Source organism: Klebsiella michiganensis, from assembly GCA_000963575.1.
Classification (GTDB): Bacteria; Pseudomonadota; Gammaproteobacteria; order Enterobacterales; family Enterobacteriaceae; genus Cedecea; species Cedecea michiganensis_A.
Map to the genome: position 1 here is coordinate 1,239,409 of CP011077.1, position 23,334 is coordinate 1,262,742.

General features: G+C 56.5%; 22 protein-coding genes and 1 pseudogene. 12 read left to right on the forward strand and 11 right to left on the reverse strand.

Features of this window, described 5'->3' with window-relative positions; translation table 11 throughout:
• Window positions 1–2: 2 nt before the first annotated feature.
• From VW41_05880 to VW41_05890, 3 genes are all read right to left on the reverse strand, one after another.
• On the reverse strand, window positions 3–596 hold the full coding sequence (locus VW41_05880) for a flavodoxin FldA (protein ID AJZ88591.1): 594 nt from the start codon (window positions 594–596) through the stop codon (window positions 3–5).
• A gap of 116 nt (window positions 597–712) precedes the next feature.
• Window positions 713–991 carry a LexA regulated protein gene (locus VW41_05885; GenBank protein AJZ91876.1) on the reverse strand — a complete coding sequence of 93 codons (279 nt, stop codon included), beginning with the start codon at window positions 989–991 and terminating at the stop codon, window positions 713–715.
• 132 nt (window positions 992–1,123) lie between these two features.
• Window positions 1,124–1,900, reverse strand: a complete 777-nt coding sequence (locus VW41_05890) for an acyl-CoA esterase (protein ID AJZ88592.1) — start codon at window positions 1,898–1,900, stop codon at window positions 1,124–1,126.
• Window positions 1,901–2,074: 174 nt separating this feature from the next.
• Here VW41_05890 and VW41_05895 point away from each other — a divergent pair, with 174 nt between their 5' ends.
• On the forward strand, window positions 2,075–2,623 hold the full coding sequence (locus VW41_05895; GenBank protein ID AJZ88593.1) for a replication initiation regulator SeqA: 549 nt from the start codon (window positions 2,075–2,077) through the stop codon (window positions 2,621–2,623).
• Window positions 2,624–2,650: 27 nt separating this feature from the next.
• The gene (locus VW41_05900) at window positions 2,651–4,294 is read left to right on the forward strand and encodes a phosphoglucomutase (GenBank protein AJZ88594.1); all 1,644 of its coding nucleotides are present in this window, start codon (window positions 2,651–2,653) and stop codon (window positions 4,292–4,294) included.
• Between the two features lie 34 nt (window positions 4,295–4,328).
• Here the strand turns inward: VW41_05900 and VW41_05905 are convergent, their stop codons facing one another.
• From VW41_05905 to VW41_05935, 7 genes and pseudogenes are all read right to left on the reverse strand, one after another.
• Complete coding sequence (locus VW41_05905; GenBank protein AJZ88595.1) at window positions 4,329–4,757, reverse strand: membrane protein; 429 nt, start codon at window positions 4,755–4,757, stop codon at window positions 4,329–4,331.
• A gap of 36 nt (window positions 4,758–4,793) precedes the next feature.
• Window positions 4,794–5,471, reverse strand: coding sequence for a transcriptional regulator (locus VW41_05910; protein ID AJZ88596.1), 678 nt, complete (start codon window positions 5,469–5,471; stop codon window positions 4,794–4,796).
• Window positions 5,468–8,155, reverse strand: a complete 2,688-nt coding sequence (locus VW41_05915; protein ID AJZ88597.1) for a sensor protein KdpD — start codon at window positions 8,153–8,155, stop codon at window positions 5,468–5,470. Before VW41_05915 ends, VW41_05910 begins: the two co-directional genes overlap by 4 nt.
• Before the next feature lie 12 nt (window positions 8,156–8,167).
• On the reverse strand, window positions 8,168–8,743 hold the full coding sequence (locus tag VW41_05920; GenBank protein ID AJZ88598.1) for a potassium-transporting ATPase subunit C: 576 nt from the start codon (window positions 8,741–8,743) through the stop codon (window positions 8,168–8,170).
• A 12-nt stretch (window positions 8,744–8,755) separates the two neighbouring features.
• Window positions 8,756–10,804, reverse strand: coding sequence for a potassium-transporting ATPase subunit B (locus tag VW41_05925; protein ID AJZ88599.1), 2,049 nt, complete (start codon window positions 10,802–10,804; stop codon window positions 8,756–8,758).
• A 13-nt stretch (window positions 10,805–10,817) separates the two neighbouring features.
• Window positions 10,818–12,503 carry a potassium-transporting ATPase subunit A gene (locus VW41_05930; GenBank protein AJZ88600.1) on the reverse strand — a complete coding sequence of 562 codons (1,686 nt, stop codon included), beginning with the start codon at window positions 12,501–12,503 and terminating at the stop codon, window positions 10,818–10,820.
• Window positions 12,503–12,708, reverse strand: a pseudogene (locus tag VW41_05935) (ATPase). The gene VW41_05930 and the pseudogene VW41_05935 overlap by 1 nt, the downstream one beginning before the upstream one ends.
• 197 nt (window positions 12,709–12,905) lie before the next feature.
• Between VW41_05935 and VW41_05940 the strand changes: the two are divergent.
• The 6 genes from VW41_05940 (at window position 12,906) to VW41_05965 (ending at window position 17,894) form a co-directional block, all read left to right on the forward strand.
• A complete protein-coding gene (locus tag VW41_05940) occupies window positions 12,906–13,112 on the forward strand; it encodes a hypothetical protein (protein ID AJZ88601.1) in 207 nt (68 codons plus the stop codon).
• A 207-nt stretch (window positions 13,113–13,319) separates the two neighbouring features.
• Window positions 13,320–14,729: a deoxyribodipyrimidine photolyase gene (locus VW41_05945; protein AJZ88602.1), complete on the forward strand. Its 1,410-nt coding sequence runs from the start codon at window positions 13,320–13,322 to the stop codon at window positions 14,727–14,729.
• A gap of 15 nt (window positions 14,730–14,744) precedes the next feature.
• The gene (locus VW41_05950; GenBank protein AJZ88603.1) at window positions 14,745–15,488 is read left to right on the forward strand and encodes a metal-binding protein; all 744 of its coding nucleotides are present in this window, start codon (window positions 14,745–14,747) and stop codon (window positions 15,486–15,488) included.
• A gap of 13 nt (window positions 15,489–15,501) precedes the next feature.
• Window positions 15,502–16,158, forward strand: coding sequence for a hypothetical protein (locus tag VW41_05955; GenBank protein ID AJZ88604.1), 657 nt, complete (start codon window positions 15,502–15,504; stop codon window positions 16,156–16,158).
• Window positions 16,152–17,084, forward strand: coding sequence for a hypothetical protein (locus VW41_05960; GenBank protein ID AJZ88605.1), 933 nt, complete (start codon window positions 16,152–16,154; stop codon window positions 17,082–17,084). The genes VW41_05955 and VW41_05960 overlap by 7 nt, the downstream gene beginning before the upstream one ends.
• Before the next feature lie 18 nt (window positions 17,085–17,102).
• Complete coding sequence (locus VW41_05965; protein AJZ88606.1) at window positions 17,103–17,894, forward strand: endonuclease VIII; 792 nt, start codon at window positions 17,103–17,105, stop codon at window positions 17,892–17,894.
• A 46-nt stretch (window positions 17,895–17,940) separates the two neighbouring features.
• Here VW41_05965 and gltA read toward each other — a convergent pair whose 3' ends face one another.
• On the reverse strand, window positions 17,941–19,227 hold the full coding sequence (gene gltA / locus VW41_05970; GenBank protein AJZ88607.1) for a type II citrate synthase: 1,287 nt from the start codon (window positions 19,225–19,227) through the stop codon (window positions 17,941–17,943).
• Between the two features lie 645 nt (window positions 19,228–19,872).
• Between gltA and sdhC the strand changes: the two genes are divergently transcribed.
• The 4 genes from sdhC to sdhB are packed head-to-tail and all read left to right on the forward strand — an operon-like array spanning window position 19,873 to window position 23,116.
• Entirely contained in the window at window positions 19,873–20,277 is a 405-nt protein-coding gene (gene sdhC / locus VW41_05975) for a succinate dehydrogenase (GenBank protein AJZ88608.1), read from the forward strand.
• On the forward strand, window positions 20,271–20,618 hold the full coding sequence (sdhD, locus tag VW41_05980; GenBank protein AJZ88609.1) for a succinate dehydrogenase: 348 nt from the start codon (window positions 20,271–20,273) through the stop codon (window positions 20,616–20,618). Before sdhC ends, sdhD begins: the two co-directional genes overlap by 7 nt.
• On the forward strand, window positions 20,618–22,384 hold the full coding sequence (gene sdhA / locus VW41_05985; protein AJZ88610.1) for a succinate dehydrogenase: 1,767 nt from the start codon (window positions 20,618–20,620) through the stop codon (window positions 22,382–22,384). The genes sdhD and sdhA overlap by 1 nt, the downstream gene beginning before the upstream one ends.
• Window positions 22,385–22,399: 15 nt before the next feature.
• Entirely contained in the window at window positions 22,400–23,116 is a 717-nt protein-coding gene (gene sdhB / locus VW41_05990) for a succinate dehydrogenase (protein AJZ88611.1), read from the forward strand.
• Window positions 23,117–23,334 lie beyond the last annotated feature (218 nt).

Consider the following 23,334-nt stretch of genomic DNA (forward strand, 5'->3'; position numbering starts at 1 on the left):
AATCAGGCGTTAATGATATCGGCCAGATTCAGTTCTTCAGAAACTTGTTTAACCCACTTCTCAACGCGTTCAGCGGTCAGCTCTGGCTGACGGTCTTCGTCGATAGCCAGGCCGACAAAGTTGTCGTCATCCGCCAGGCCTTTGGACGCTTCAAAGTGGTAGCCAGCGGTTGGCCAGTGGCCGACGATCGCTGCGCCGCGAGGCTCGATGATGTCGCGAATGGTGCCCAGCGCATCACAGAAGTATTCCGCATAGTCTTCCTGGTCGCCGCAGCCGAACAGCGCCACCAGCTTGCCGTTGAAATCTACTTCTTCGAGGGTAGGGAAGAAATCATCCCAGTCGCACTGGGCTTCACCGTAGTACCAGGTCGGGATGCCGAGCAACAGAATGTCGAAACCTTCGAGATCTTCTTTGCTGCTTTTAGCAATGTCATGCACCTCAGCAACGTCTTTACCGAGCTGTTTTTGAATCATTTTCGCGATATTTTCGGTGTTACCGGTGTCGCTGCCGAAAAAAATGCCTACGATTGCCATGAGTAAAATAACCTCTTGAAACTTAATAGTATGCTGGCCGTTCAATGCCCACGTATAGGGCAATCATAGCAGAACAGCTCCAGCAGCGGAAACAGCTATCACGCCCGGGTGCACAGTCTGCAACATGGTTTAGCTCACCCTTTTGAGATTTCGGATAACCCGCAGGGCGGCTAAAAGTGTTACCCGAGGTTTTTAAGCTGCTCGAGCAGCATCTCTTCGATCAGTTCGCTGCGGCTGATGTTACGGGCGTCAGCAAGCTGGTTGAGGGCGTCGACCGCATCATTGTTCAGTTTTAGCTCGACCCGCTTCAAACCACGCACTTTGTCGCGCTTAAGCTGATTGCGTTTATTGATACGCAATTGCTCATCGCGCGAGAGCGGATTGGTTTTCGGCCGCCCGGGGCGACGCTCGTCCGCGAACAGATCTAATGTAGTACGGTCCGTTTGTTCTTTTGCCATGATTAGAATACTGACAGGAAATTCTGGCTGCAGGGGCAGGGTGCCGGTGCAATTAAGCGCGCCATCATACATCAGCGCGCCACTCCCGCCAACGCGTTAGCGACTTCTGCTGGCTGGTCGTTCTGTTTTTAATCAGTTTTTCGACTCGGCATCGATAAATCGGTGAATCGCGCGTAAAACAGCGTCCGGTTTTTCCGCATGAACCCAATGACCCGCGCCAGCGATAACGTGAGCACGGGCCTGTGGGAACTGACTTAACAGCGCCTCGCGGTGGCTTTCATCAACATATGGGGAATTCCCCCCGCGGATAAACAGCGCCGGATGAGGCCAGGCCGGTACAGGCTGCCAGCCGACGATACTTTCATATTGTTGCCAAAGCACGGGCACGTTGAACTTCCACTCACCGTCAGCGAAGGATTTCAGCAGAAACTGAATGACACCTTCTTCTGCTACATGTTTACGCATGATTTGCGCCGCCTGCTGGCGAGTTTCAACCCCTGCTTCAGTGACCGCGCGAATCGCCGCGAAAATCTCGTCGTGACGGCGAACCTGATAGTTAACCGGAGCGATATCAATCATCACCAGCTTATCGATGCGCTGAGGGGCAAGAGCCGTCAGCGCCATCACCACTTTGCCGCCCATGGAATGGCCAATAAACGTGGCTTTCTCGATGCCGTATTCGTCCAGCGTGTCCAGCACGTCGCCGGCCATTGCGGCATAGCTCATGTCATCACTGCGCGGAGACAGCCCGTGGTTACGCAGATCTATTTGCAGCAAGGTATGATCTTTACCCAGATCCCGCGCCAGCACGCCGAGATTATCCAGGCTGCCAAACAGGCCGTGAATCAGGACGATAGGGGAATTGCTATTCGATTGTTGCGCAGTTTGCAGGCGAGCATTTAATTTCATGGCAAAGTTCTTTATTTTGGTTCGTTTGGTTAGGGTATCATGTTGGCATTCCTGCGGGCGTGCGGCAAATATTCAGTTTACTCTGACTTTGAGTCGCCCCTCCTGTTCGCTGTTGGGATTTGACCCTATACTCCCAACGACTTGTATTCAGAAAAGATATCGTACTGGATTAAGATGAAAACAATCGAAGTTGATGACGAGCTATACCGCTACATTGCCAGCCAGACTAAGCACATTGGTGAGAGCGCGTCAGACATTTTACGGCGCATGCTTAAATTTACCGCCGGGCAAACACCAGCAGCCACTCCTACGCCAGCTGCGCCTGAGCGCGCTGCGGCTCCCGTTGTTGAAGAAAAGCCTGCGAACACCGCCCGCAACCGCGTGCGCGCCGTTCGTGAGCTGCTGCTTTCCGATGAATATGCCGCTCAGAATAAGGCCGTAAACCGCTTTATGATGGTGCTGTCCACCCTGTATCAGCTGGACGCGAAGACTTTCGGCGAAGCGACTGAATCCCTGCATGGCCGCACTCGCGTCTATTTTGCTGGCGACGAACAAACGCTGCTGGCGAACGGGAACCAAACCAAGCCGAAACATGTTCCGGGCACCCCATACTGGGTGATCACCAATACGAATACTGGTCGTAAATGCAGCATGATCGAACACATCATGCAGTCAATGCAGTTCCCTGCGGAGCTGATTGAAAAGGTTTGCGGCACTATTTAAAAACCTGGCGTCAGTAAGGAAGAGCCAATGGCTAACCACGATCGTGCGGGCCAGCCTGCACAACAGAGCGATTTGATTAACGTAGCCCAGCTTACGGCGCAGTATTACGTGCTGAAGCCTGTGGTGGGTAATAGTGAACACGCGGTGAAATTCGGGACTTCCGGCCACCGCGGCAGTGCGGCACGTCATAGCTTTAACGAACCTCATATTCTGGCGATAGCGCAAGCTATTGCTGAAGAGCGTGCGAAGAATGGGATTACCGGTCCGTGCTATGTGGGCAAAGATACCCACGCGCTGTCCGAACCTGCGTTTATCTCCGTGCTGGAAGTGCTGGCCGCCAACGGCGTGGACGTCATTGTGCAGCAGGATAACGGCTACACTCCAACGCCGGCGGTTTCTAACGCCATTCTGGTGCATAACCAAAAGGGCGGCGCTCAGGCTGACGGGATTGTTATCACGCCATCCCATAACCCACCGGACGACGGCGGGATCAAGTACAACCCGCCAAACGGTGGCCCGGCTGATACCAACGTCACCAAAGTTGTCGAAGATCGCGCTAACGCGCTGCTGGCCGACGGCCTGAAAGGCGTGAAGCGTATCTCTCTGGATAAAGCCTGGGAAAGCGGCCACGTTCAGGAGCAGGATCTTGTTCAGCCGTTCATCGAAGGCCTGGTGGATATCGTGGACATGGCCGCGATTCAAAAGGCCGGCCTGAAGCTGGGCGTTGACCCACTCGGCGGCTCCGGGATCGAATACTGGCACCGTATTGCGAAGCACTACAACCTGGACTTAACTATCGTTAACGATCAGGTCGACCAGACCTTCCGCTTTATGCACCTCGATAAAGACGGGGCTATCCGTATGGACTGCTCTTCCGAATGTGCGATGGCGGGCCTGCTGGCGCTGCGCGACAAATTCGATCTGGCGTTTGCCAATGACCCGGATTACGACCGCCACGGCATCGTGACGCCTGCTGGCCTGATGAACCCAAACCATTATCTGGCCGTGGCTATCAACTATCTGTTCCAGCATCGTCCGCAGTGGGGCAAAGATGTGGCCGTCGGTAAAACTCTGGTCTCTTCCGCGATGATTGACCGCGTGGTAGAAGACCTGGGCCGCAAGCTGGTGGAAGTCCCGGTTGGCTTTAAGTGGTTCGTTGACGGCCTGTTCGACGGCAGCTTTGGCTTCGGTGGCGAAGAGAGCGCCGGGGCATCGTTCCTGCGCTTCAACGGCACCCCGTGGTCGACCGACAAAGACGGCATCATCATGTGTCTGCTGGCGGCAGAAATCACCGCCGTGACGGGTAAAAACCCGCAGCAGCATTATGACGAGCTGGCGGCACGCTTCGGCGCACCGAGCTACAACCGTATTCAGGCGCCGGCGACCTCCGCACAGAAGGCCGCGCTGTCTAAACTGTCGCCAGAAATGGTGAGTGCAGACACGCTGGCAGGTGACCCGATCACCGCACGCCTGACGGCAGCTCCGGGCAACGGCGCTTCCATCGGCGGCCTGAAGGTAATGACCGAGAACGGCTGGTTTGCCGCTCGTCCGTCCGGCACCGAAGACGCCTACAAAATTTACTGTGAAAGCTTCCTGGGCGCAGAGCACCGCGAACAGATTGAGAAAGAAGCGGTAGAGATTGTCAGCGAAGTGCTGAAAAACGCGAAGTAATAGGTAAAAAGGCTCCTGCGGGAGCCTTTCTCTTTTAACCCAAAGCCACCATCAGCGCGCCGCAGGTGATAAGCGCCACGCCTATCCCGGCAATCAGCGACACTTTCTCACCAAACAGAATCACCGCCAGAATCACCGCAAAGACTACGCTCAGCTTATCGATAGGGGCGACCTTCGACACTTCCCCGTTTTTGATTGCCATAAAATAGAACAGCCAGGACAGCGCCCCGGCCACGCCGCTCAGCAGAATAAACAGCAGCGCTTTTTTATCGGCAAAGACCGTGCTGATGAGGTTCAGTTTTCCCTGAACGACAACCACTCCCACTAAAAATAACGCCATGACCACGGCACGTACGGCCGTGGCGGTATTGGCATCCAGATGCTGCAAACCAACCTTACCAAAAATGGCGACCAGCGCTGCCGTAGCGGCAGACAACAGGGCGTAGACTAACCATGCGCTCATAACGGGCTCCTCTTGAACGAGCCAGAGATTACTCCTTCAGAGCATAAAACGGTAGCCGATCCCGGTTTCGGTGAGCAGATGGCGAGGGCGGGCGGGGTCGCTCTCCAGCTTCTGGCGCAGGTGGCCCATATAAATACGCAGATAGTGACTGTGCTCCACGGCATTTGGGCCCCAGACCTGATTGAGAAGCTGGCGCTGGGTTAGCACTTTGCCGTGGTTATTCAGCAGGGTCGCCAGCAGGCGAAACTCGATAGGGGTCAGGTGAATTTCTTCTTCGCCGCGAGTAATGCGGCGCGAAGAGAGGTCGACCCGGATTTCAGAAAACTGGTACACCGGATCGGGCTGAACGATGCTGGCGTGGCGGCGCAGGGCAACCCGAAGCCTGGCCTGCAGCTCGCCGATGCCAAACGGCTTGCTGAGAAAATCATCCGCCCCGGCATCCAGGGCGGCAATCTTCGCCTGTTCGTCACTCCGGGCTGACAGGACAATGACCGGCGTCTGGCTCCACTGGCGGAAGTCACGAATAAAATCGATGCCGTCACCGTCCGGCAGGCCGAGATCCAGAATCACCAGATCCGGCTTGCGGGTGGCGGCTTCAATCAGGCCGCGCTGCAGCGTTTCGGCATCGAACACGCGTAACGATTCATCTTCCAGCGCGGTGCGCAGAAAGCGGCGGATCTCTTTTTCATCCTCAATTATCAGAACCGTTGTCACAGCACCTCAATCATTTCAGGGAGTTCGGGGGGAGGCGATAAAGGTAGCACAACGTGGAAGCTGGCACCGCCTTCCGGGCGGTTAAGCGCGTAAATTGTGCCGCCGTGAACTTCAACAATCGCCCGGCAGATAGCCAGCCCAAGCCCAACGCCTGGAATAGCTGATTCTTTGTTACCTCGGGCAAATTTATCAAAAATCAGCAGCTCTTTACCAGCCGGAACCCCCGGGCCGCTGTCCCAAACTTCCAGGTCCAGTTTATCTGCCGTCGATGTGGCCTTTATACCAATCTCGGCTTTATAACCGGCATATTTCACCGCATTTTCCAGCAGGTTGATCAACACGCGTTCAAACAGCGGGCCGTCGACTTCAATCAGCATCAGCGGATCGGGCAAATTAAGGGCGATATGGCGGCCGCCGAGGCCCGGCTCAAGCATTTTCAGCGCGCTGCCGACGACTTCTTCCAGCGTCAGCCATTCTTTGCGAAGGTTAAAGCCGCCCGACTGAATGCGGGCCATATCCAGCAGATTATTCACCAGTCGGGTAGTGTTCAGCACATGCTGACGGATTTCGTTGGCCTGCGGGGCATGTTTTGACCCTTCGCTGGCCAGATCCAGCGTCAGAATTTCTGCCTGGCCGAACAGCACTGTCAGCGGGGTGCGTAAGTCATGCGAAAGCGCGGCCAGCAGCGAGTTGCGAATTTGTTCGCGCTCGCTGGAGAGCCGGGCCTGCTCTTCGCTGGCGGTTAACAGCAGTCTGTCCAGCGCGGTAGCCACCAGCAGAGTGAAGGTTTCCAGCAGACGCTGCTGCTCGGGGATCATCAACTGGCGCAGATTTTCCGGCTCAACCACCAGCAGGCCCAGGGTTCTTTCCGTGGTGCTGAGCGGCAGGATGCGGTAGGGCACGCCCGGCAGCGTATCCGTCCCGGCGCCGGCAGGCTGGCCTTTATCAAAGCTCCAGCGGGCAATGGCTTCGTCCCACTGCGCGGGTTCCCCTTCGGCCGCGATGCGGCTGAGCTTCCCGTGTTCGTCCGGGAGCAGCAGCAGGCTGCGGGCCTGGAAGGTGTTGTTGATAAACTGCACGCTGGTGGCGGCAACGTCCTGTGGGGTCCGGTCATCGGCCAGCGCTTTAGACATCTCATACAGATGACGGGTACGCTGTTCGCGGTAGCGGGCAATGCGCGCCTGGTAGCGCACACCGGCGGTCAGATTACCGATCACCAGCCCCACGGTAAGCATCACCCCGAAGGTTAGCAGGTACTGAACATCCGACACGGCGAGCGTGCCTCGCGGCGCAATAAAGAACAGGTCGAAGCTGATAACGTTAATGACAGTCGCAAGGACGGACGGCCAGCGGCCATAAAACAGCGCCACCATCACCACGCCAAGCAGGTAGATCATCACCAGGTTGGCGGCATCAAAGGCCACCAGCCACTGATTGGCGATAAAGGTAATAAACGCACAGAGCACTACCGCCACGGCACAGCCGCGCAGCTGAATACGCCATTTCTCGCTTAGCGTTCTGGTGTCCGGTGCCCTGGCCGGGGAGGGGAGCGGCTTTTCATCCAGCGCGACAATCACCAGATCGAGGTCCGGCGCGCGTTTGGCTAACCGGTCGGCAAAAGAAGTGCGGTGCCACCAGCGGCGCGTGGTATGGCGGCCAATAATGATTTTGCCGAGATTGTGCTCTCGGGCGTAGCGCAGTACCGCTTTTTCTTCATTAGGATCGGCGAGCGTGGCGGTTTCCGCCCCCAGCTCCTGAGCGAGCCGCAGAGCGCTTAAAATGGTCCGCCGCTGATGTTCCGGCAGGCGGTGAAGCTGCGGCGTTTCAACGTAAACGGCGTGCCAGACGCTGCCGAGCTTAGCGGCAAGGCGAGCGGCGGTGCGAACCAGTTTTTCATTCCCGCTGCTGTGGCCGATGCACAGCAGAATGGCGTCACGCGTGTGCCAGACTTTCTCCTGGCCCTGGTTGTCGCGCCAGGCGCGCATCTGATCGTCAACGCGGTCTGCAGTGCGCCGGAGCGCCAGTTCGCGCAGGGCGATAAGGTTACCTTTGCGGAAGAAGTGCTCGATGGCGCGCTCGGCCTGGCCGGAGATGTAAACTTTGCCCTCGTGCAGGCGCTGGCGAAGATCGTCCGGGGGCAGGTCAACCAGCACAACCTCGTCGGCGGCGTCGAAAATAGGATCGGGGACGGTTTCACGGACCTGAATTCCGGTCACGCCGCCCACCACATCATTCAGGCTTTCCAGATGCTGAACGTTAACCGAGGTGAGGACGTCGATTCCGGCTTCCAGCAGTTCTTCCACATCCTGCCAGCGCTTGGGGTGACGTGAGCCTGGGGCGTTACTGTGCGCCAGTTCGTCCATCAGAATCAGGGCAGGATTGCGGGCGAGGGCGGCATCGAGGTCAAATTCCTGAACCAGACGCCCCCGGTGATGAATACGCCGAGGGGGCTGAATCGTCAGCCCCTTCAATAGTTCGGCAGTTTCCTGGCGGCCGTGGGTTTCCACCACGCCCACCAGCACATCGAGGCCCTGCGCCCGCAGACGCTGCGCCTCCTGAAGCATCGCGTAGGTTTTCCCGACGCCCGCACAGGCGCCGAAGAAGATTTTCAGTTTCCCACGCGGCTGGCGGTTTACTTTCTCCAGCAGCTTATCGGGGTTGGGGCGCAGCGGCTCCTCGGTCATAACGCGTCCTTTTTACTTCGCCTGGAGATGGTCCAGCGCCAGGTTCAGCTTAACGATGTTCACTACCGGCATGCCGATAAAATTCACCAGCGGCGTGGTGGTGTTTTCAGCCACCAGACGAGCGATTTGCTCCACCGGCAGGTTTCTGGCTTTAGCCACCCGTGGGATTTGCCACGCGGTCGCTTCAGGAGAAAGCTGTCCGTCCAGGCCGCTGGCGGAGGTGGTGACTAAGTCAACGGGAACCGCTGGATTTGCCTCCGGATTAGCCGCACGCAGTGCGCTAATACGAGCCTTAACCTCTTTGTCCAGCTCCGGGTTGCTGGCCGCAAGGTTGCTGCCGCCGGATGCCATTGGATTATAGGGGCTATCCGAGGTGGCAGAAGGGCGGCCCTGGAAATATTTTGCGTTCGTGAAGTCCTGACCAATCAGTTCTGAACCGCGAACCTTGCCGTCTTCAACGATCAAGGAGCCGTTGGCCTGGGCCGGGAACCACCATTGCCCCAGCAGCGTGGCAATGAGGGGATAAACCCCTCCGGTAATCAGCGTCAGGATAATCAGCAGTAATAAGGCGGGGCGTAACGTAGCCATGTTCTTTTCCTCTTAGACCAGACCGAACACGGTCAGGATAACGTCAATCACTTTGATACCAATAAACGGCACGACGATACCGCCCAGGCCATAGATCCACAGATTGCGACGCAGCATCGCGGCAGCGCTCAGCGGCTTATAGCTAATGCCTTTTAGCGCCAGCGGGATGAGGCAGATGATGATCAGCGCATTGAAGATCACCGCGCTCAGAATGGCCGAGGCAGGGGAGTGCAGGTGCATCACGTTCAGCGCATTAAGCTGTGGATAGGTCACTGCAAACGCCGCCGGGATAATGGCGAAGTATTTCGCCACGTCGTTAGCGATACTGAAGGTAGTCAGCGACCCGCGGGTCATCAGCATTTGCTTCCCGATGTGAACCACTTCAATCAGCTTGGTCGGGTTAGAGTCCAGGTCAACCATGTTGCCGGCTTCTTTCGCCGCCTGAGTCCCGGAGTTCATCGCTACCGCCACGTCCGCCTGTGCCAGCGCCGGGGCGTCGTTGGTGCCGTCGCCGGTCATGGCTACCAGACGGCCTTCGGCCTGATACTGGCGAATCAGCGCCAGTTTGGCTTCCGGCGTGGCTTCTGAAAGGAAGTCATCCACCCCGGCTTCAGCGGCAATCGCCGCGGCGGTCAGGCGGTTATCCCCGGTAATCATCACCGTTTTGATGCCCATCTGGCGCAGCTGTGCAAAGCGCTCTTTAATGCCGCCCTTAACGATGTCTTTGAGTGCGATCACGCCCAGGACGTTAGCGCCTTCGGCCACCACCAGCGGCGTACCGCCCTGGCGAGCCACACCTTCAACCAGGGTGTCTACCTGCGTCGGGAAATGACCGTTGTTCACCTCTACGTGGCGACGGATGGCATCCACGGAACCTTTACGGATCATGCGGTCCTGAATGTTGATGCCGCTCATACGAGTTTGCGCGGTAAACGGCACAAACGTTGCCTGCAGGTTCTGCACGTCGCGCTCACGCAGATTAAAGCGCTGTTTTGCCAGCACCACGATGCTGCGGCCTTCTGGGGTTTCATCCGCCAGCGAGGCCAGTTGCGCGGCATCGGCCAGCTCTTTTTCATCCACCCCAGGGGCAGGGAGGAAGGCCGAAGCCTGGCGGTTACCGAGCGTGATGGTGCCGGTTTTATCCAGCAGCAGGACATCGATATCCCCGGCGGCTTCTACCGCCCGACCGCTGGTGGCGATAACGTTCGCGCCCAGCATGCGGCTCATCCCGGCCACGCCGATGGCGGAAAGCAGGCCGCCGATGGTGGTTGGGATCAGGCAGACCAGCAGGGCTACCAGCACGGTTACGCTAGCCGCCTGGCCGCCGTAGGCAGAGAACGGCCACAGGGTCGCGGTCGCCAGCAGCAGGACAATCGTCAGCGCCACCAGCAGGATAGTCAGGGCGATTTCGTTCGGCGTTTTACGACGCTGGGCGCTTTCCACCATGGCAATCATGCGGTCGAGGAAGGTTTCTCCCGGGTTAACGCTGCACTGGATGACCAGCCAGTCGGACAGGATGCGTGTCCCGCCGGTTACCGAGGCAAAGTCGCCGCCGGATTCACGGATAACCGGGGCGGACTCCCCGGTGATGGCGCTTTCATCCACCGACGCGCCGCCTTCGAGGACTTCGCCATCGCACGGGATGATATCCCCGGCTTCAACCAGTACGACATCGCCTTTACGTAGATCGGCGGCCGGAATATGGTCCACCTGAGCATCGTGCTGCGGGCTGCGCAGTTTGCGCGCCCAGCTGGTTTTTTTCACCCCTTTCAGGCTGTTGGCCTGGGCCTTGCTGCGGCCTTCCGCCAGCGCTTCCGCAAAGTTGGCGAACAGCACGGTAAACCACAGCCACAGGCTGATAGCGAGGGTGAAGAGGGCATCCCCCTGCTGTAAGCCGGTGAACATCGCTATCCCGAGCAGGGTAGTGATAATGCTCCCCACCCAGACGATAAACATCACCGGGTTGCGCCACTGCACCTGCGGGGCGAGCTTTTTAAAAGAATCAATTAGCGCCTGACGGATCAGACCAGGTTCAAACAGCGCCTGTTGCTTGCGACTCATGGAAGCCTCGTAATCAGAAATTAACCAGAGAAAGGTGTTCCGCAACCGGGCCTAAAGCGAGGGCGGGGATAAAGGTCAGGGCGCCAACCAGCAGCACTGTCCCAATCAGTAAACCGATAAACAGCGGGCCATGCGTCGGCAGCGTACCGATGCTGACGGCCTGGGATTTTTTCGCGGCCAGGGAGCCGGCAATCGCCATCACCGGGATAATCACCCCGAAGCGGCCAATCCACATGCACACGGCCAGCAGCATGTTCCAGAACGGCGTGTTGGTGCTCAGGCCTGCGAAGGCGCTGCCGTTGTTGTTGGCGGCGGAAGACACCGCGTACAGCACTTCGCTGAAGCCGTGAATCCCTGGGTTTGCTATCCCACTGCGGCCCGCCTCCGTCATCATCGCCAGGGCGGTGCCGAGCAGCACCAGGGCCGGGGTGATAAGAATGGCCAGCGAGGTCATTTTCATTTCCGGCACGTCGATTTTCTTACCCAGGTATTCCGGGGTACGGCCAATCATCAGCCCGGCGATGAACACCGCCAGCAGCACGAACAGCAGCATGCCGTACAGGCCTGCACCGACGCCGCCGAACACCACTTCGCCAATCTGCATCAGCCACATGGGCACCATGCCGCCCAGCGCCGTAAAGGAGTCATGCATGGCGTTGACTGCCCCGCAGGATGCGGCGGTAGTAATGACCGCGAACAGGCTGCTGTTCAGAATGCCGAAGCGGCTCTCTTTCCCTTCCATATTGATGCTGCTGTTAGCGCCCAGCTGGGTGAAGTGCGGGTTACCCTGCAGTTCGGCCCACATCACCACCACCACGCAGACCACGAAGATAATGGTCATCGCCCAAAGCAGCGCGCGCCCCTGACGACGGTCGCCTACGGCTTCACCAAAGGCAAAGCAGAGCGCAGCCGGGATCAGGAAGATGGAAATCATCTGCACGAAGTTAGTCAGCGCCGTAGGGTTCTCAAACGGGTGAGAGGAGTTCGCGTTGAAGAAGCCCCCGCCGTTGGTACCCAGCATTTTTATCGCTTCCTGAGAAGCCACTGGCCCCATTGGCAGCAGGTGCTGAACGCCTTCAATGGTGGTGTAAGGCTGGTAAGCAGAGAAGTTCTGCAGCGAGCCCTGGCTAATAAAGAACAGCGCCATCACCAGTGAGATCGGCAGCAGGATGTACAGCGTGACGCGGGTTAAATCGACCCATGCGTTGCCCAGCGTGCTGGTGGAATGGCGAGAGAAACCACGGATCAGCGCAAAGACCACGGCAATACCGGTTGCGGCGGAAACGAAGTTTTGTACCGTCAGGCCCACCATTTGGCTGAAGTAACTCAACGTGCTTTCGCCGCCGTAAGACTGCCAGTTAGTGTTGGAGACAAAGCTGACGGCAGTGTTCAGCGCCAGATGCCAGGACAAGCCAGGCAGATGCTGCGGGTTAAGCGGCAGACTGTCCTGGAACAACAGCATCGCAAACAACAGGATCAGCCCGAAAACGTTAAACGCCAGAATCGCCATCAGGTAGCGTTTCCAGCCCATTTCTTCGCCCTTGCTGCCCATCATCGACCACAAAAACGGCTCAATGCGGCCCACGATCGGCAGCGGTTCGCCATCGATCAGTCGTGCCAGCACGGTTCCCAGCGGTTTCGCAAGGACAAAGAGCACCAGCAGAAAGCTGGCGATCAGTAAAAATCCGGACGCAGCCATTAAAACGCCTCCGCTTTAATCAGGGCATAAATCAGGTAACCCAACAGCAAGAAGACCAGCACGATGCCGGTTATGACGCCTGCACTCACAATCCACCTCCAACGGTGCGTTAAGCATTTCGCGGCAGAATAGGATTTCGGGTGAAAAGATGTCGTAAAAGTCCGGGGGCGGGGTGTAAAAAAAGTATAAAAATGGCAAAAGCCATTAGTTAACTAATGGTTAGTATTTATTTAACCATTCTGTAACTTAATTACATGGGAAAAGATAAGCAGCGCACAAAAAAGTGCAATTATCTGGTCGGAGGAGTAGTAAACTTTCAAACAATGAGATAGTATTTTGACCAGATAACAAGTTTTGATTTTCCGACATGCGGTGTCGGTCACACATTATGAGGAGAAGCCTATGTCTTTATACAAAGAATACCCTGCGCATCAGGTCATCCTGCGTCGCACCTTCGCCGTGGCTGCCGGCGTGCTTGCCCTGCCGGTGATGCTGTTCTGGAAAGATCGCGCGCGTTTTTACAGTTACCTGCACCGCGTGTGGTCCAAAACCAGCGACAAGCCGGTGTGGATGGCACAATCCGAAGCTGGCGCCTTCGACTTTTACTAAAAGCTGAATCGATTTGACGAAAGCTACCTCCGGGTAGCTTTTTTGTTGCCTGCGTCTTGCTACACTTAGTTAACAACTTAGACGCGGGCAGTTAGCGATGTCACCTAACCTGGCATTGACCTTCTTCTGCTGCCCGGAATAACTTCCAATGTTGAACCACCGCCGAAGCGCAAGGGCGGCGGTCAGGTAATTAATCCAGGGAGAGTTATGACCACCCATCTGGTCTGGTTTCGCAACGATCTACGTATTCACGATAACTACGCCTTACACGCCGCCTGCCGTAACCCCGATGCAAAAGTGATCGGGGTGTTTGTTGTGACGCCCGAACAGTGGCGGCAGCATGTGATGGCGCCAAAACAGGCTGAATTTATCTTTGAGCATTTACGGGCTCTGGGCCATGCCCTTGCCGGACGTGGGATTGAGCTTCACATCCGGCAGGTCGCGGATTTCGCCGCGTCGGTAAACTGTATAAAAGAGTTTTGCGCTGAACAAAAAGTCGATGCGCTTTTTTACAACTACCAGTATGAAGTCAACGAACGTGCCCGTGATGCCGCGCTGGAAAAAGCCCTGGAAGTGGACGTTACCGTGCAGGGATTTGATGACAGCCTGCTCCTTGCACCGGGCAGCGTTACTACCGGCAACCACGAGATGTATAAAGTTTTTACCCCGTTCAGCAAGGCGTTTATTCGGCGTCTGCAGGAAGGATTGCCGGAATGCGTGCCTGCGCCCAAAGCCCGGGGAGAGTCTCGCTTCAATGAACGCTTTGCGTTCGATATGCCCCGGGAAGCGTTTGACCATACGATTTTCCCGGTGGGGGAGCAGGAGGCTATCGGCATGCTGCGTAAGTTTTGCCTGCAGCCCGCAGCCGACTACCCGGAGCAACGGGATTTCCCGGCGACAGAAGGCACCAGCCGGCTGTCGCCTTACCTGGCCACTGGCGTTTTGTCTCCGCGCCAGAGCCTGCACCGCCTGCTAAAAGAGCACCCCAGGGCGCTGGAGGGTGAGGCCGGGGCAACCTGGCTCAACGAACTCATCTGGCGTGAATTTTACCGCCATCTGATGGTCGCGTACCCGAAGCTTTGCCGCTACCGGCCGTTTATCGCCTGGACTGATAACGTTCGCTGGAGCGGGAATGAGGCGTGGCTTGAAGCGTGGCAGCAGGGCCAAACCGGCTACCCGATTGTTGATGCGGCGATGCGCCAGTTAAACAAAACGGGCTGGATGCATAACCGTTTACGCATGGTGGTGGCAAGCTTCCTGGTGAAGGATTTGCTGATCGACTGGCGGCAGGGTGAGCGCTATTTTATGTCGCAGTTGATTGACGGCGATCTGGCTGCGAACAACGGCGGCTGGCAGTGGGCGGCCTCTACGGGCACCGACGCGGCGCCTTATTTTCGCATTTTTAACCCGACCACTCAGGGCGAGCGTTTCGACGCCGAAGGGGATTTTATTCGCCACTGGCTGCCCGAGCTGAAAATGGTGCCCGGGAAGCAGATCCATACGCCGTGGGTCTGGGCCGATAAACAAAAGCAAACGCTGGACTACCCGCGCCCGATTGTCGACCATAAGCAGGCCCGACTGAATACGCTTGCGGCCTATGAAGCTGCAAGAAAATAACCGAAGAGAATAACGATGAAAAACAGTGAACTGGAACGCCTGATTAATGACAAGCTGAACAGCGCGGCAATCAGTGATTACGCCCCGAATGGCCTGCAGGTTGAAGGCCGGGAAGCGATCCGCAAGGTGGTCACCGGCGTAACCGCCAGCCAGGCGCTGCTGGACGAGGCCGTGCGCCAGCAGGCCGATGCGGTGATCGTACACCACGGTTATTTTTGGAAAAACGAATCGCCGGTGATCCGAGGTATGAAGCGTAACCGCCTGAAAACGCTGCTGGCGAACGACATCAACCTTTACGGCTGGCATTTGCCGCTTGATGCCCATCCTCAGTTGGGGAATAACGCCCAACTTGGCGCGCTGCTGGGGATCGAAACGAAAGGGGAAGTTGAGCCTCTGGTTCCGTGGGGCGAGTTCCCGACACCGCTTTCCGGCGTGGAGCTGGCTTCCTGGATTGAAATGCGCTTAGGGCGCACGCCGCTGTGGTGTGGCGACACCGGGCCGGATCAGATTCGCCGTGTGGCCTGGTGCACCGGTGGCGGTCAGGGCTTTATTGATAGCGCGGCGCGCTTTGGTGTGGATGCGTTTATTACCGGTGAGGTTTCCGAGCAGACGATTCATTCCGCCCGGGAACAGGGGCTCCATTTCTACGCCGCGGGCCACCATGCCACCGAACGCGGCGGGATTCAGGCGCTCAGCGACTGGCTAAACAGCGAAACCGATCTCGACGTTATCTTTATCGACATTCCAAATCCAGCCTGATACCGGAGGGCCTGTGCAACGAGCTCGCTGTTATTTATTAGGTGAAAAAGCGGTGGTTCTGGAGCTGGAGCCTCCCGTCAGGCTTAACAGCCAGCAGCGCATTTGGGGGCTGCTGCAGCGCCTGAATGCCTCTGCTGAGGTGAGCGAGGCCATTCCGGGCATGAATAACATCACCGTTGTACTAGAAGATCCTCAGCGGCTGGCGCTGGATGGCATTGAATGGCTCCAGCGCTGGTGGGAAGAGAGCGAGGCCGTCATACCCGCGCCACGCCGGGTTGATATTCCGGTGGTTTACGGCGGTGATATGGGGCCCGATCTTGATGTGGTGGCTCGCCATAATGGCTTAACCCCTGAGCAGGTGGTCGCCCTGCATTCAGGCGCGGAATACGTGGTCTATTTCCTTGGCTTTCAGCCAGGGTTTGCCTATCTCGGTGGACTGCCCGAAATCCTCGCCACGCCGCGCCGCGCTGAACCCCGGCTGCAGGTTGCCGCCGGCTCCGTAGGGATTGGCGGTAGCCAGACCGGCATCTATCCCCTCGCGACGCCGGGGGGCTGGCAAATTATCGGCCAAACTCCGCTCAATTTGTTTACCCCCCACGACCCGTCACCCACATTATTGTTGCCCGGCGACAGCGTGCGTTTTGTGCCGCAGCAGGGAGGTATATGCTGAATATTATTCGCGCCGGTATACATACCAGCGTGCAGGATACGGGCCGTGAAGGGCTTCGCCAGCTGGGCGTGAGTCGCTGCGGCGCGCTCGACACGCCCGCCATTTCCGTCGCCAATTTGCTGGTCGGGAATGCGCCTGGCGCCCCCGCGCTGGAGATCACGCTTGGACAGTGCGTGATTGAGTTCGGGCGTAGCGGCTGGTTTGCGCTTACCGGTGCGGGCTGCCATGCGGAGCTGGATGGCAAACCCGTGTGGACGGGCTGGCGGCTGCCGGTCAAAAAAGGCCAACGGCTGACGCTGAAAAAACCTGCGCACGGTATGCGTAGCTACCTTGCGGTCGACGGCGGCCTGGATGTTCCGGAGGTGATGGGGGCTTACAGCACCGATCTTAAAGCCGGAATAGGCGGCCATCAGGGGCGTTTGCTGCGGGATGGTGACCGTTTAGCCTGGCATAAACCTCAGCGTAAGTTTGAGCGCTCGCGAGGCGTCAAACAATTGCTCTGGGGAAACCGCATTCGCGCTTTAACCGGGCCGGAATATCAGGAGTTCAGTCCGGAGTCACAGGAGAGTTTCTGGCGGCTGGCGTGGAAAATTAGCCCTCAGAGTAACCGCATGGGCTATCGGCTTCAGGGGCCGGAGCTGGAGCGAACTACCCAGCGGGAAATGTTGTCCCATGGCCTGCTGCCGGGCGTCATTCAGGTGCCGCACAACGGCCAGCCGATTGTGCTAATGAACGATGCCCAGACAACCGGCGGCTACCCTCGCATTGCCTGCGTGATCGAGGCCGATCTTTACCATCTGGCTCAGGTCAGGCTCGGGGAACCCATTCATTTTATGCCGTGTACGCTGGCAGAGGCGCTAAAAGCTCGCCGCGAACAGGCGGTTTATCTGGAACAGATCGCCTGGCAACTGGCGCAGGACGCGTAACATTTCAGGGAGTTTAGTATGCCGGAAGGACCGGAGATTCGCCGCGCGGCGGACAAACTTGAAGCCGCCGTGGGCGGGGAGCCGTTAACCGAAGCCTGGTTTGCTTTTGAAGAGCTAAAGCCGTTTGAGGCGATGCTGGTGGGGAAAACCATCGATAGTATCGAAACCCGGGGGAAAGCGATGCTGACGCATTTTTCCAACGGTTTAACCTTGTACAGCCATAACCAGCTGTACGGTGTATGGCGAGTCGCTGATGCAGGTAAAATAGCAGAAACGAACCGTGTGCTGCGTGTCAGGCTACAAACGGCCAAAAAGGCCATTCTGCTTTATAGCGCTTCGGACATCGAAATACTGGATAAAGGTCAGCTTGAGCAACATCCTTTCCTGCAGCGTGTGGGGCCGGATGTTCTGGACGAGACGCTGACAGTAGATCTGGTCAAAGCGCGCCTGCTGTCGCCGCGTTTCCGCCGTCGCCAGTTCAGTGGATTACTGCTTGACCAGGCTTTTCTTGCCGGTCTGGGGAATTACCTGCGAGTGGAAATCCTTTGGGAGGCGGAGCTGGCGCCGCAGCACCGCGCGGAGGATTTAAGCGAAGCTCAGGCCGAGCGTCTGGCGACTGCTTTGCTGGCTATTCCACGGCTTTCTTATCAGACGCGGGGGCAGGGAGACGAGAACAAACACCACGGGGCAGTTTTCAGCTTCAGGGTGTTTCATCGGGCCGGGGAGCAGTGCGAGCGCTGCGGAGGAATTATTGAAAGAACCAACCTTTCTTCAAGGCCGTTTTATTGGTGTCCTGCCTGTCAGAAATAAAAAAAACGCGCCATACGGCGCGTTTTTTACTCAAGAAGTGAAAATATTACTTTTTGAGATCGGATTTGAAATCACGTTTGTCGTAGCCGGTATACAGCTGACGTGGACGGGCAATTTTGATGCCGTCGTCGTGCATTTCGTTCCAGTGTGCAATCCAGCCCACGGTACGCGCCATCGCGAAGATAACGGTAAACATGGAAGAAGGGATGCCCATCGCTTTCAGGATGATACCGGAGTAGAAGTCTACGTTCGGGTAAAGTTTCTTCTCGATGAAGTACGGGTCGTTCAGCGCGATGTGCTCCAGCTCCATCGCCACTTCCAGCAGGTTGTTATCCTTCAGGTTCAGTTCTTTCAGCACTTCGTGACAGGTTTCACGCATCACGGTGGCACGCGGGTCGTAGTTTTTGTACACGCGGTGGCCGAAGCCCATCAGGCGGAACGAGTCGTTTTTATCTTTGGCGCGACGGATGAATTCCGGAATGTGTTCCACGGTGCTGATTTCTTCCAGCATCTTCAGCGCAGCTTCGTTCGCGCCGCCGTGAGCCGGTCCCCACAGGGAAGCGATACCCGCCGCGATACATGCAAATGGGTTAGCGCCGGAAGAACCTGCGGTACGCACGGTTGACGTCGATGCGTTCTGCTCGTGGTCGGCATGCAGGATAAGAATCCTGTCCATTGCGCGTTCCAGAATTGGGTTAACTTTGTACTCTTCGCACGGCGTGGAGAACATCATGTTCAGGAAGTTAGCCGAGTAGGAGAGGTCGTTGCGTGGGTAAACGAACGGCTGACCAATCGAATACTTGTAACACATTGCCGCTACGGTTGGCATTTTGGAGAGCAGGCGGAATGCCGCGATTTCACGGTGACGTGGGTTATTCACGTCAAGGGAGTCGTGGTAGAAGGCCGCCAGCGCACCGGTCACGCCGCACAGCACGGCCATCGGATGCGAGTCGCGACGGAAGCCGTGGAACAGACGGGTGATCTGCTCGTGAATCATTGTGTGGCGGGTAACGGTGGTTTTGAATTCGTCGAACTGCTCCTGAGTCGGTTTTTCACCGTTCAGCAGGATGTAGCACACTTCCAGGTAGCTGGATTCGGTGGCCAGTTGGTCAATCGGGAAACCGCGGTGCAAAAGAATGCCTTCGTCACCGTCGATATAAGTGATTTTGGATTCGCAGGATGCGGTAGAGGTGAAACCTGGGTCAAAAGTAAATACACCTTTAGAACCAAGACTACGGATATCAATTACATCCTGACCTAGCGTGCCCTTTAGCACATCAAGTTCGAGAGCATCGTCACCATTTAGGGTGAGGTTTGCTTTAGTATCAGCCATTTACGGTCTCCTTAGCGCCTTATTTCATAAGACTGCCGGGCGTCCGATTTGCATTCGAACCCACAATGGTTGGTTACCAGTTTTTTAATTGGCTCGCGGCTCTGTTTAGAGGAGTACAACCAGGGTACAGAGCGATGGGCGCTTGCAGGTAACACTCGCTTTGAGGGCGAAACTACAGCAAATCAGCGTCTTAGCAATCAGTATCATTCAAACCTGTATATCACTAATAACTGTCCTGATCACTTGGGTCAATACCCATCCACTGTTACATAACTATTACTCAGGTGAAAGGCTGACCCTATAACTTTTGCGAATTATACGGCTTTTCTGGCCCTGTTTGTAACAATAATGTTTAACTTTTGTCAAATCAGATGATTAAAATTTAAAATAATGTTGTTATCGTGATCCTGCTCACTGTTCCGAGCAAAACCCTTCAAACATTATGTGGGTTAATTGTAATGATTTTGTGAAGAGCCTATACTGCCGCCAGGTCTCCGGAACACCCTGCTACCGGGAGCCACCCAGCGTTGTAGCCAGATCTCTGGCCTCTGGATGTAGCTGTTTTTTGCATGACGCACAGTTATAGAAAGTTAGCGCTGTCTGACCCCGAATGCAGATCCGGAGGAAGGAAACAATAAGAAGAGCATGTGGGCGCTATTCATGATAAGAAACGTGAAAAAACAACGACCTGTCAATCTGGACCTGAAAACGATCCGGTTCCCCGTCACTGCAATCGCTTCCATCCTCCACCGCGTTTCCGGCGTGATCACATTTGTGGCGGTCGGCATTCTGCTTTGGTTGCTGGGACTGTCACTCTCCTCCCCGGAAGGTTTTCTGACCGCTTCCGCCGTGATGAGCAGCTTTATCGTTAAATTCATAATGTGGGGCATTCTGACGGCTCTGGCCTATCACGTGGTGGTCGGTATTCGCCATCTGCTGATGGACTTTGGCTATCTGGAAGAGACCTTTGTAGCGGGCAAACGATCCGCACATATCTCCTTTGTTATTACTGTCGTGCTTTCAATTCTTGCAGGAGTCCTCGTATGGTAAGCAATGCCTCCGCATTGGGTCGCAATGGCGTGCACGATTATGTGCTGGTTCGCGCTACCGCCATCGTACTCACCCTGTACATCATCTACATGATTGGCTTCTTCGCTTTCACCGGCGAGCTGACCTACGACGTCTGGCACGGCTTCTTTGCCTCTGCCTTCACCAAAGTTTTCACCCTGCTGGCACTGTTCTCTATTTTGATCCATGCCTGGATTGGCATGTGGCAGGTGTTGACCGACTACGTTAAACCGCTGGCGATTCGCCTTCCTTTACAGCTGCTGATTGTTGTCGCGCTGTTGGTTTACGTCATTTATGGATTCGTTGTGGTGTGGGGTGTGTAATGAAACTGCCAGTCAGAGAATTTGATGCTGTAGTGATTGGTGCCGGTGGCGCAGGTATGCGCGCGGCGCTACAGATTTCCCAGAGCGGCCAGACCTGTGCGCTGCTTTCTAAAGTGTTCCCGACCCGTTCCCATACCGTATCTGCTCAGGGTGGTATCACCGTGGCGCTCGGTAATACCCATGAAGATAACTGGGAATGGCACATGTATGACACGGTAAAAGGTTCCGACTACATCGGTGACCAGGACGCCATCGAATATATGTGTAAAACCGGCCCGGAAGCGATTCTGGAGCTGGACCACATGGGCCTGCCTTTCTCCCGTCTGGAAAACGGCACCATTTATCAACGTCCGTTCGGCGGCCAGTCGAAAGACTTCGGCGGCGAGCAGGCGGCACGTACTGCCGCAGCCGCTGACCGTACCGGTCACGCCTTGCTGCACACGCTGTATCAGCAGAACCTGAAAAACCACACCACAATCTTCTCCGAGTGGTATGCGCTGGACCTGGTGAAAAACGCCGATGGCGCCGTCGTGGGCTGCACCGCGCTGTGCATTGAAACCGGGGAAGTGGTTTACTTCAAAGCCCGGGCAACGGTGCTGGCGACCGGCGGTGCGGGACGTATCTATCAGTCCACCACCAACGCCCATATCAACACTGGTGACGGCGTTGGCATGGCTATCCGCGCTGGCGTGCCGGTGCAGGATATGGAAATGTGGCAGTTCCACCCAACCGGCATCGCCGGGGCAGGGGTTCTGGTCACAGAAGGCTGTCGCGGTGAAGGCGGCTACCTGCTGAACAAACACGGCGAACGCTTCATGGAGCGTTATGCCCCGAATGCGAAAGACCTTGCGGGTCGTGACGTGGTGGCGCGTTCCATCATGATCGAAATCCGTGAAGGCCGCGGCTGTGATGGCCCGTGGGGCCCACACGCCAAGCTGAAACTCGACCATCTGGGTAAAGAGGTGCTGGAATCCCGCCTGCCGGGCATTCTGGAGCTGTCCCGTACTTTCGCCCACGTCGATCCGGTGAAAGAGCCGATTCCGGTTATCCCAACCTGCCACTACATGATGGGCGGTATTCCAACCAAAGTGACCGGTCAGGCGCTGACGGTGAACGAACAGGGCGAAGATGTCGTTATCCCTGGTTTGTTCGCAGTGGGCGAAATCGCCTGTGTTTCCGTACACGGTGCGAACCGCCTGGGCGGCAACTCCCTGCTTGACCTGGTCGTGTTCGGGCGTGCTGTGGGTCTGCACCTGCAGGAATCTATTGCTGAACAGGGCGATCTGCTTGACGCAACTGAAGCTGAAATCGACGCCTCCCTTGAGCGCCTGAACCGCTGGAACGGCAACCGTAATGGTGAAGATCCGGTGGAGATCCGCAAAGCGCTGCAGGAATGTATGCAGCACAACTTCTCGGTGTTCCGTGAAGGTGACGCGATGGCCAAAGGGCTTGAGCAACTGAAAGCGATCCGTGAGCGCCTGAAAAACGCCCGTCTGGACGATACTTCCAGCGAGTTCAACACCCAGCGCGTTGAGTGCCTTGAGCTGGATAACCTGATGGAAACCGCTTATGCCACTGCGGTGTCGGCAAACTTCCGTACCGAGAGCCGTGGCGCGCATAGCCGCTTCGACTTCCCGGAGCGTGATGACGAAAACTGGCTGTGCCATTCCCTGTATCTGCCAGAGACGGAATCCATGACGCGTCGTAGCGTCAATATGGAACCGAAACTGCGTCCGGCGTTCCCGCCGAAGATTCGTACTTATTAATGCGGAGACAGGACAATGAAACTCGAATTCTCAGTTTATCGTTATAACCCGGATGTAGACGACGCTCCGCGCATGCAGGATTACACCCTGGAAGCGGAAGATGGTCGCGATATGATGCTGCTTGACGCTTTAATGCAGCTGAAAGAAAAAGATCCTAGTCTGTCGTTCCGTCGCTCATGCCGTGAAGGCGTTTGTGGCTCTGACGGCCTGAACATGAACGGTAAAAACGGGCTGGCCTGTATCACGCCAATTTCGGCGCTTGGCAACGGCAAACAGAAGATAGTCATCCGTCCTCTGCCTGGCCTGCCGGTGATCCGCGATCTGGTGGTAGACATGGGGCAATTCTATGCTCAATATGAGAAGATTAAGCCTTACCTGTTGAATAATGGGCAAAATCCACCCGCTCGCGAGCATTTACAGTCGCCTGAGCAGCGTGAAAAACTGGATGGTCTGTACGAGTGTATTCTTTGCGCTTGCTGCTCGACTTCCTGCCCGTCGTTCTGGTGGAACCCGGACAAGTTTATCGGCCCGGCCGGTTTGCTGGCTGCGTATCGCTTCCTGATCGACAGCCGTGACACCGAAACGGACGCCCGTCTGGACGGCCTGAGCGATGCTTTCAGCGTATTCCGCTGCCACAGCATTATGAACTGCGTCAGTGTCTGTCCTAAGGGGCTGAACCCGACGAAAGCTATCGGCCATATCAAGTCGATGCTGTTGCAGAAGAGCGCTTAAGTAATAAGAGGGGAAGTGCAGTTCCCCTCATCCTGTTCCCTTTCCTCTGTAGGGAGAGGGAACAGATTGCAGGAAATCTTTAAAAACTGCCCTACAGATCCTGTATAGAGACAGTTTTTAAAGGTTCCTTCGCGGGCCGCCCTCCACGGCAACAGGCTCGAAGAAAGTGAACCCTGGAACGTATACCTGTATACCCTACGGTGTGCGTTATAGTTATC

Excerpts from the sequence above, each read along its gene's own strand:
- sdhA (AJZ88610.1), top strand. The coding sequence starts at position 20,618 with ATGAAACTGCCAGTCAGAGAATTTGATGCTGTAGTGATTGGTGCCGGT.
- VW41_05905 (AJZ88595.1), bottom strand. The coding sequence starts at position 4,757 with ATGAGCGCATGGTTAGTCTACGCCCTGTTGTCTGCCGCTACGGCAGCG.
- VW41_05920 (AJZ88598.1), bottom strand. The coding sequence starts at position 8,743 with ATGGCTACGTTACGCCCCGCCTTATTACTGCTGATTATCCTGACGCTG.
- sdhB (AJZ88611.1), top strand. The coding sequence starts at position 22,400 with ATGAAACTCGAATTCTCAGTTTATCGTTATAACCCGGATGTAGACGAC.
- VW41_05940 (AJZ88601.1), top strand. The coding sequence starts at position 12,906 with ATGTCTTTATACAAAGAATACCCTGCGCATCAGGTCATCCTGCGTCGC.
- sdhC (AJZ88608.1), top strand. The coding sequence starts at position 19,873 with ATGTGGGCGCTATTCATGATAAGAAACGTGAAAAAACAACGACCTGTC.
- VW41_05930 (AJZ88600.1), bottom strand. The coding sequence starts at position 12,503 with ATGGCTGCGTCCGGATTTTTACTGATCGCCAGCTTTCTGCTGGTGCTC.
- VW41_05915 (AJZ88597.1), bottom strand. The coding sequence starts at position 8,155 with ATGACCGAGGAGCCGCTGCGCCCCAACCCCGATAAGCTGCTGGAGAAA.
- VW41_05960 (AJZ88605.1), top strand. The coding sequence starts at position 16,152 with ATGCTGAATATTATTCGCGCCGGTATACATACCAGCGTGCAGGATACG.
- VW41_05890 (AJZ88592.1), bottom strand. The coding sequence starts at position 1,900 with ATGAAATTAAATGCTCGCCTGCAAACTGCGCAACAATCGAATAGCAAT.
- VW41_05885 (AJZ91876.1), bottom strand. The coding sequence starts at position 991 with ATGGCAAAAGAACAAACGGACCGTACTACATTAGATCTGTTCGCGGAC.
- VW41_05950 (AJZ88603.1), top strand. The coding sequence starts at position 14,745 with ATGAAAAACAGTGAACTGGAACGCCTGATTAATGACAAGCTGAACAGC.
- gltA (AJZ88607.1), bottom strand. The coding sequence starts at position 19,227 with ATGGCTGATACTAAAGCAAACCTCACCCTAAATGGTGACGATGCTCTC.
- VW41_05895 (AJZ88593.1), top strand. The coding sequence starts at position 2,075 with ATGAAAACAATCGAAGTTGATGACGAGCTATACCGCTACATTGCCAGC.
- VW41_05900 (AJZ88594.1), top strand. The coding sequence starts at position 2,651 with ATGGCTAACCACGATCGTGCGGGCCAGCCTGCACAACAGAGCGATTTG.
- VW41_05945 (AJZ88602.1), top strand. The coding sequence starts at position 13,320 with ATGACCACCCATCTGGTCTGGTTTCGCAACGATCTACGTATTCACGAT.
- sdhD (AJZ88609.1), top strand. The coding sequence starts at position 20,271 with ATGGTAAGCAATGCCTCCGCATTGGGTCGCAATGGCGTGCACGATTAT.
- VW41_05925 (AJZ88599.1), bottom strand. The coding sequence starts at position 10,804 with ATGAGTCGCAAGCAACAGGCGCTGTTTGAACCTGGTCTGATCCGTCAG.
- VW41_05965 (AJZ88606.1), top strand. The coding sequence starts at position 17,103 with ATGCCGGAAGGACCGGAGATTCGCCGCGCGGCGGACAAACTTGAAGCC.